At 30.4% G+C, this 6,039-nt stretch carries 8 protein-coding genes; 4 read left to right on the top strand and 4 right to left on the bottom strand.

Going from position 1 to position 6,039, the window contains the following annotated elements; all coding sequences use genetic code 11:
* The first annotated feature begins 131 nt into the window (after positions 1 to 131).
* Both KPL38_RS17735 and KPL38_RS17730 read left to right on the top strand, forming a co-directional pair.
* On the top strand, positions 132 to 305 hold the full coding sequence (locus tag KPL38_RS17735) for a DUF8582 domain-containing membrane protein (RefSeq protein WP_216290469.1): 174 nt from the start codon (positions 132 to 134) through the stop codon (positions 303 to 305).
* Positions 306 to 335: 30 nt separating this feature from the next.
* Positions 336 to 476 (top strand): hypothetical protein, encoded by a 141-nt coding sequence (locus tag KPL38_RS17730; protein ID WP_216290468.1) that lies wholly within the window; start codon positions 336 to 338, stop codon positions 474 to 476.
* 179 nt (positions 477 to 655) lie between these two features.
* On the opposite strand, the gene KPL38_RS17725 is transcribed toward KPL38_RS17730, so the two are convergent.
* From KPL38_RS17725 to KPL38_RS17715, 3 genes are all read right to left on the bottom strand, one after another.
* Entirely contained in the window at positions 656 to 1,591 is a 936-nt protein-coding gene (locus tag KPL38_RS17725) for an NAD(P)H-dependent oxidoreductase (protein ID WP_216290467.1), read from the bottom strand.
* Positions 1,592 to 1,633: 42 nt separating this feature from the next.
* Positions 1,634 to 3,073, bottom strand: coding sequence for an MDR family MFS transporter (locus KPL38_RS17720; RefSeq protein ID WP_216290466.1), 1,440 nt, complete (start codon positions 3,071 to 3,073; stop codon positions 1,634 to 1,636).
* Positions 3,074 to 3,180: 107 nt separating this feature from the next.
* A complete protein-coding gene (locus KPL38_RS17715) occupies positions 3,181 to 3,750 on the bottom strand; it encodes a TetR/AcrR family transcriptional regulator (RefSeq protein ID WP_216290465.1) in 570 nt (189 codons plus the stop codon).
* A gap of 328 nt (positions 3,751 to 4,078) precedes the next feature.
* Here KPL38_RS17715 and KPL38_RS17710 point away from each other — a divergent pair, with 328 nt between their 5' ends.
* Complete coding sequence (locus KPL38_RS17710) at positions 4,079 to 4,576, top strand: cupin domain-containing protein (protein ID WP_216290464.1); 498 nt, start codon at positions 4,079 to 4,081, stop codon at positions 4,574 to 4,576.
* Between the two features lie 59 nt (positions 4,577 to 4,635).
* Here KPL38_RS17710 and KPL38_RS17705 read toward each other — a convergent pair whose 3' ends face one another.
* Positions 4,636 to 5,505, bottom strand: coding sequence for a methionyl aminopeptidase (locus KPL38_RS17705; RefSeq protein ID WP_216290463.1), 870 nt, complete (start codon positions 5,503 to 5,505; stop codon positions 4,636 to 4,638).
* A 174-nt stretch (positions 5,506 to 5,679) separates the two neighbouring features.
* Between KPL38_RS17705 and KPL38_RS17700 the strand changes: the two genes are divergently transcribed.
* Entirely contained in the window at positions 5,680 to 5,823 is a 144-nt protein-coding gene (locus tag KPL38_RS17700; RefSeq protein WP_216290462.1) for a hypothetical protein, read from the top strand.
* Positions 5,824 to 6,039: the final 216 nt, after the last annotated feature.

The raw sequence follows: 6,039 nt of genomic DNA, 5'->3' as shown, positions 1-6,039 counted from the left end.
CAATTATACCAGAAAGAGGGGGTCATTGTTTTTTTTCTTAAAAACAGCTACAATCCTTGCAATTGCAGGGTCTTAAATAAATAAAACAAAGATAGTGTTAACACTATCAGTTTAATGGGGGAGAGTAAATTATGAAATTAAAAACGTGGGTACTATGGCTATTAGCAGGATCTGGTTGCTTATTTTTAGGTATAATAGATTTTTTTGATAAAAACTATTTTTCAGCAGTAACATATACATTTTTCGTAGGAATTTCTATTGTCTTGAGCATAATCCATTATAAGAAGGATAAAAAATCTAATTAAATTGAAGTACCTAATACAGTCTTGAAAAATATGGATATTGAATTAAGAAAGCTAATTGCAGAAGGCAAAGAAATTAAAGCATTTGAAAAATATAGAATGGTTACTGGGCTTGGTTTGAAAGAACACAAAGAATATGTTGACTTAATTAGTAAAGAAAGTTTAAAAAGGTAAAGTTATAAAGCAAAGATTTACCTTATATTATGTTACATAATTATTAAAGAAAAAATAAAATTGGATTGTTATAAATAGACAAGCCAATTTTATTTTTGTCATTAGAAAAACAAATTTTGATTACAATTTGTTCGCGTACCCCGTGGATTTTATGAGTGAAAGGTAGAGGTATTGGAAATTTATTTTTCTGGTTTAGTTGCTGTAATAAATTTTTTATAGTTTTCTAAACGTTGTTTATAATCATCTGATTTCTTTAATTCAGTGCTTATGGCAACAGTCTTTTTGATATCATCTACATGAATAAATTTTCCGGATAAAGTATCATGAGCGTGTTTTAATTGCTCTTTTGGAAATTCAAATTTCACTTTACCATCTACAATTTTAACATCACCTTCAATACCACACATACAGCAAATTGCATGAGTAGATTCTCTATCTAAATAGAAGTTTCTGCTATGGCAATGTGGACAAACTCCTTTTTCGCCTTTATAAGAAGCATTTTCAATATCTTTTGCAGCTTTAGCAAGATTCATACCTATTTCATGTACTCTTGCGACTTTATCATTATCTATAATAATGCCTGTAGACCAAGGAAATACTTCGTTATCTATAACTTTCCACATAGGAGTTAATGCTTGTATTGCCGAGTCACATTGAAATCTTGTAACCCAGTCTGAACCGCCAAACCCGATATAAGAAACCACTTTATCTTTTAATATTCTTGGATCGGGTGCGATGCCTCCTGTTGATTGTGCAATTTTAGTTGCTACCACATTGTTACCTCTATCCATCCTTGGTCCGAAACGATCTCTAAGAGTAAGGAATAAACTTGGAGCCCCTTTACAGAAAATTGGGTTTGCAAAAATCACTCCATCTGCATCTAGCATTTTATCAAGTAACCAATCAAAGTCATCTTTTAATACACATTTATTTCCTTTGCCTGTCATAAGTGAGCCAACACATGCTGTGCACCCAATACAATATTTTATATCCAAATCTAATAAACGAATAAATTCAACCTCTGCACCCATTTCATTTGCAGCCATCAAAGCTTCTTTACACATAGAATCATTATTACCATCTTTTCTTCCACCTGAAATACCTAAAATTTTCATTTTTTATCCTCCTCATTATATGTTAGTTAAATTAAAGACCGTTTATTTTTCGTTTTCTAAGCTTAAATTAGAGGCTGAATAAGAACTCTTATTACCAAATTTTAAAGCAAAGGACAAACAAAGGCCCACTAAAACAAATATTACTGCGAGTGTTGCACTTGACTGAAAACCAGTAGCTACTGCAACTTGCTCGGAAGCTGAATTATTTAAGGCTTTTAGCTGGGAAGCTGACATAATGCCAATAAATAATGAGGAACCAAGTGCTGCTGATATTTGCTGAAGGGTATTCATAACCGCTATTCCATGTGGATAAGCTTCTTTTGGTAGTTGGTTAAGAGAACTCGTTTGACAAGGTGACATTGTAATACCAACCCCAATGCAGACTATTATATATGAAACTATAATCTTAATAAGAGATGTATCACTATTCGAACGTGATAAAACAAATAATGCCACAAGGATTATAGCAAAACCTACTGGTATTAACACTTTCACACCAAATTTATCATAAATTTTTCCACCTATAGGAGTTACAGCTCCATTAGCAAGTGATGCTGGAAGTAATACCATTGCTGCTACAAATGTTGTTGTTTTAAGTGCACCTTGAAGGAAGATAGGTAACATTACGTTCATAGTGAACATTGTCATCATTGAAATCATAACAAGGACTACCCCTACTGAAAAGAAAGGATATTTAAATATACGCATTTCTAACATTGGTTCTTTTAAAGAAAATTGACGTTTAACAAATGTAATTAATGATATAATTCCTACAATAAATATTAAACTGATAATCCTCATATTCCCACCACCACTAAAACTACTTATACCATATATAATCCCACCAATTCCGAGGCTTGATAATATAATTGATATAAAATCGATTTTAGGTTTTGTAAGAGTTGACACATTAACTAAATAAATTGAACCTAAAATCATAGCTATTACTATAAGTGGAATTAACATTATAAATAATGCATGCCAACTAAAAAATTGTAATAAAATACCTGAAACTGTTGGTCCGAGTGCTGGTCCAAGAGAAATTACACAACCGCATATTCCCATAGCTGCTCCATGTTTTTCAGGTGGGGTTACGAGTAATACTGTATTCATTAAAAGTGGAATCATCATTCCAGTTCCTGAGGCTTGTAACATTCTTGAAATAAGTAACATAACAAAAGAGCTTGAACAAGCTGCACATATTGTTCCAACTAAAAGTAATGTCATTGCACCTAAAAATAAATGCTTTGTTTCAAATGTTTGAATTAGAAACGCTGTAATTGGTACCATAACTGATACAACTATCATGTATGCAGTAATTATCCATTGCACCGTTCCGGCTGTAACATTCATTTCCTTCATAAGAGGAGATAATGCGACATTTAATATAGTTTCATTAAATACAGCTAAAAATGAGCTGAAGGCTAATACGCCTATAATTGCGTTTGAGTTGAGTTTTTTTGTAGACTTTGTTGTTTCCATTAAATTATTTCCTCCTAATATTAGACCAGTCTTTATAATAAACTCCTAAAAAAACACCTATTTATAAAACAGGTATTAATTAATCATTTAAATTTTGTATTCCATTACTATATATTTATTAAATTAGGTAATTGTTTAGCTAGTATTCTAAGTGAATCACCACTTTTCTTTGTAAGCGATAAAGTAATTCCACCTTCTATCATTGCAGCAATTACACAACCTAATTCATATGATTTATCTTTGCTAATTCCAGACTTGATTAATTTTTTTGCATATATATTTTCTAATGAAGTAAATATTTCGTCGCAAGCTTTCCTTAAAATTTCACTTGTTAGATATGTTTCTAGAGCTATTAAACTTATAGAAATATCTGAAGTTTTCTGCTCATTATCAATTATTATTGCAATGTTTTCTATATTAAATTTAATAGCTTCAACTGGATTTTCAATACTATCTAAGGCATTAATCACATTGGTTATTATTTTTTGACCTGCTAAGTTTACAGATTCCAAGGCAAGTTGCTCTTTTCCTTTAGGGAAATGATAATATAACGATCCTTTTGGTGCTCCACTTTTTGCTAAAATTTCATTTAAACCAGTTGCGTTATAGCCCTTAATTTGGAAAAGTTTTGATGCAGTTTCTATAAATTTTTCTTTTACATTTACCTTATTATTCATATCAGTATACCTCTCTAATAAATTATAGCTTTCTAATTATAGTGACCGGTCTATATTTTCATTATACTTTATGGTATAGTAAATGTCAAGAATTAAAAATGAAATGCAGATGACAGAATTAAAAATGAAATGCAGATGGTCCAAAGTAAAAGTATTAAGACAAAAATAGTAATGGTTATAGGTCTTTTAGTAACATAAATATGTCTTGATTTTGGATTATATCTTATTAGCAGTATAATGACATTTAGTGGCCATGTAGGTAAACATTTAGCAGATTTATAGTTATATTAATTCATAGACAATATATTTTTTAGAAAGGAGATAAATTATGTACTCATCACAATACTTTATTGACACATTAAATATGGAACCTCATCCTGAAGGTGGGTTTTATAAAAGTAGCTTTGACTCTTGTGAAAACATTAGTTCAAATGAATTAAGAACAAAATTTGAGGGCGAGAGAATACTTTGGACTAGCATTTATTTTTTATTAAGAGATGGGGAAATTTCAAGTTTTCATAGATTAAAATCAGATGAAATGTGGTACTATCATGCAGGTGCTCCTCTTTCAATATATATGATAAGTCCAAATGGAGAACTTACTACTAGGCAACTAGGTCTTAATATAAAAAATGGAGAAGTTCCGCAATTTCTAGTACCTAAGAATTATATCTTTGGTTCTGCTATGAATAGCTCAGGTTATTCTCTTGTTGGCTGTATGGTATCACCTGGTTTTGACTTTAAAGACTTTGAAATATTTGAAAGAACAGTTCTTTTAAATAAATATCCACAACATAAAGATATAATAATTAAGCTTACAAAATAGATAGAACTATGTGCATTAAAATATGCACATAGTTCTACTATATTAGTGTTAGTTCATTGTTATTTTGATATTATTTCAATCCCATTTTCAGTTACAAGAATTGTATGCTCCCATTGTGCTGAAAGTGATCCATCAGCAGTAAAGGTTGTCCATCCATTATCCTCATCTATAAATATTTCATGACTTCCAGCATTTATCATTGGTTCAATCGTAAATACCATTCCAGGTGCCAAAATCATATCTGTTCCCTTAGTTCCCAAATGGGAAACAAATGGATCTTCATGCATAGCTAGTCCAACTCCATGTCCTCCAAAATCCCTAACTACCGAGTAGCCATTGCTTTGCGCATATTCTTGCACCGCTGCTCCTATATCACCTAAAAATCCCCAAGGTTTTACTGCTTCTATTCCTTTATTTAAACAGTTCTTAGTTATTTCTACTATTTTTCTAGCTTCATCACTTACGTCTCCAATCATAAACATTCTTGACGCATCTGAATAATATTCATTAAGTATAGTAGTTGCATCAACATTTATAATATCACCATTTTTAAGTACTATATCTTCGCTTGGTATTCCATGACATACTTCATCATTAATTGATGTACAAATACTTTTGGGAAATCCATCATAATTAAGAGGAGCCGGAATTCCACCATTATATATTGTATACTCATAGGCTAGTTTATTAATTTCTTCTGTAGTCATTCCTTCTTTAATATTCTCACTAATTAAATCTAAAAGGCCATTATTAATTTTAGCACTTTTTCTGATTCCTTCAATTTGATCTTTATTTTTAATAAGATTTCTTGTTGGAACTATGTATCCTTTATTTTTCAAGGTTTCTAACTTTTTATCAAAGTTCAAATGGCAATTTTTGTATTTTATTCCACTTCCACACCAGCATTTATCATTTCTATATAAAATCATTATATATCCTCCTTGTATTAAGATTGCAGCAACCAAGGCTGAAAATTTTTTAAAAATTCTGCAATTGTTCCGGAAAACCCATTTCTAATCACCCCTAAACAATTCTACCAATAAGATAACAATATTGCTATCACTTAAATATAACATATTTATCAACTATAAGTTGCATTTGATTTGTTAACGAAGTTTTGGTATCTATGTTTTTTAGTCATAGCAACATGGGTATTAGAAATTCTTATACATAAAATCAAAGGTGCCATTGGTGAAAAATCTGATGCTTTTTCTTATCAAGCCTTGATAAAACAAAGTGTAATTTAATTAACAATATAAGGTTATTAGCAGGCATATAAATTCAGTAATAGCAGTATTAATAGTAGTATTAGCAGAATTAAATTTCTTAAGAAGGGAGAAAAAATATCAAGAATATAATATGATTAAGCCACAAAAAGCTATATTTTCTCCGGTAGGAGTTAAGCTATTTCAAATTTTAGGCTATGCCTCTTGAAAATATTGTAAATTAATATGAAAATTTCA

It is taken from the genome of Clostridium psychrophilum (genome assembly GCF_018861705.1).
GTDB lineage: Bacteria > Bacillota > Clostridia > Clostridiales > Clostridiaceae > Clostridium_AD > Clostridium_AD psychrophilum.
This window is presented reverse-complemented; position numbering and strand designations above follow the sequence as displayed.

What these genes read in the sequence shown, in the direction of transcription:
- KPL38_RS17735 (WP_216290469.1), top strand. Translation starts at nt 132, where the DNA reads ATGAAATTAAAAACGTGGGTACTATGGCTATTAGCAGGATCTGGTTGC.
- KPL38_RS17730 (WP_216290468.1), top strand. Translation starts at nt 336, where the DNA reads ATGGATATTGAATTAAGAAAGCTAATTGCAGAAGGCAAAGAAATTAAA.
- KPL38_RS17725 (WP_216290467.1), bottom strand. Translation starts at nt 1,591, where the DNA reads ATGAAAATTTTAGGTATTTCAGGTGGAAGAAAAGATGGTAATAATGAT.
- KPL38_RS17720 (WP_216290466.1), bottom strand. Translation starts at nt 3,073, where the DNA reads ATGGAAACAACAAAGTCTACAAAAAAACTCAACTCAAACGCAATTATA.
- KPL38_RS17715 (WP_216290465.1), bottom strand. Translation starts at nt 3,750, where the DNA reads ATGAATAATAAGGTAAATGTAAAAGAAAAATTTATAGAAACTGCATCA.
- KPL38_RS17710 (WP_216290464.1), top strand. Translation starts at nt 4,079, where the DNA reads ATGTACTCATCACAATACTTTATTGACACATTAAATATGGAACCTCAT.
- KPL38_RS17705 (WP_216290463.1), bottom strand. Translation starts at nt 5,505, where the DNA reads ATGATTTTATATAGAAATGATAAATGCTGGTGTGGAAGTGGAATAAAA.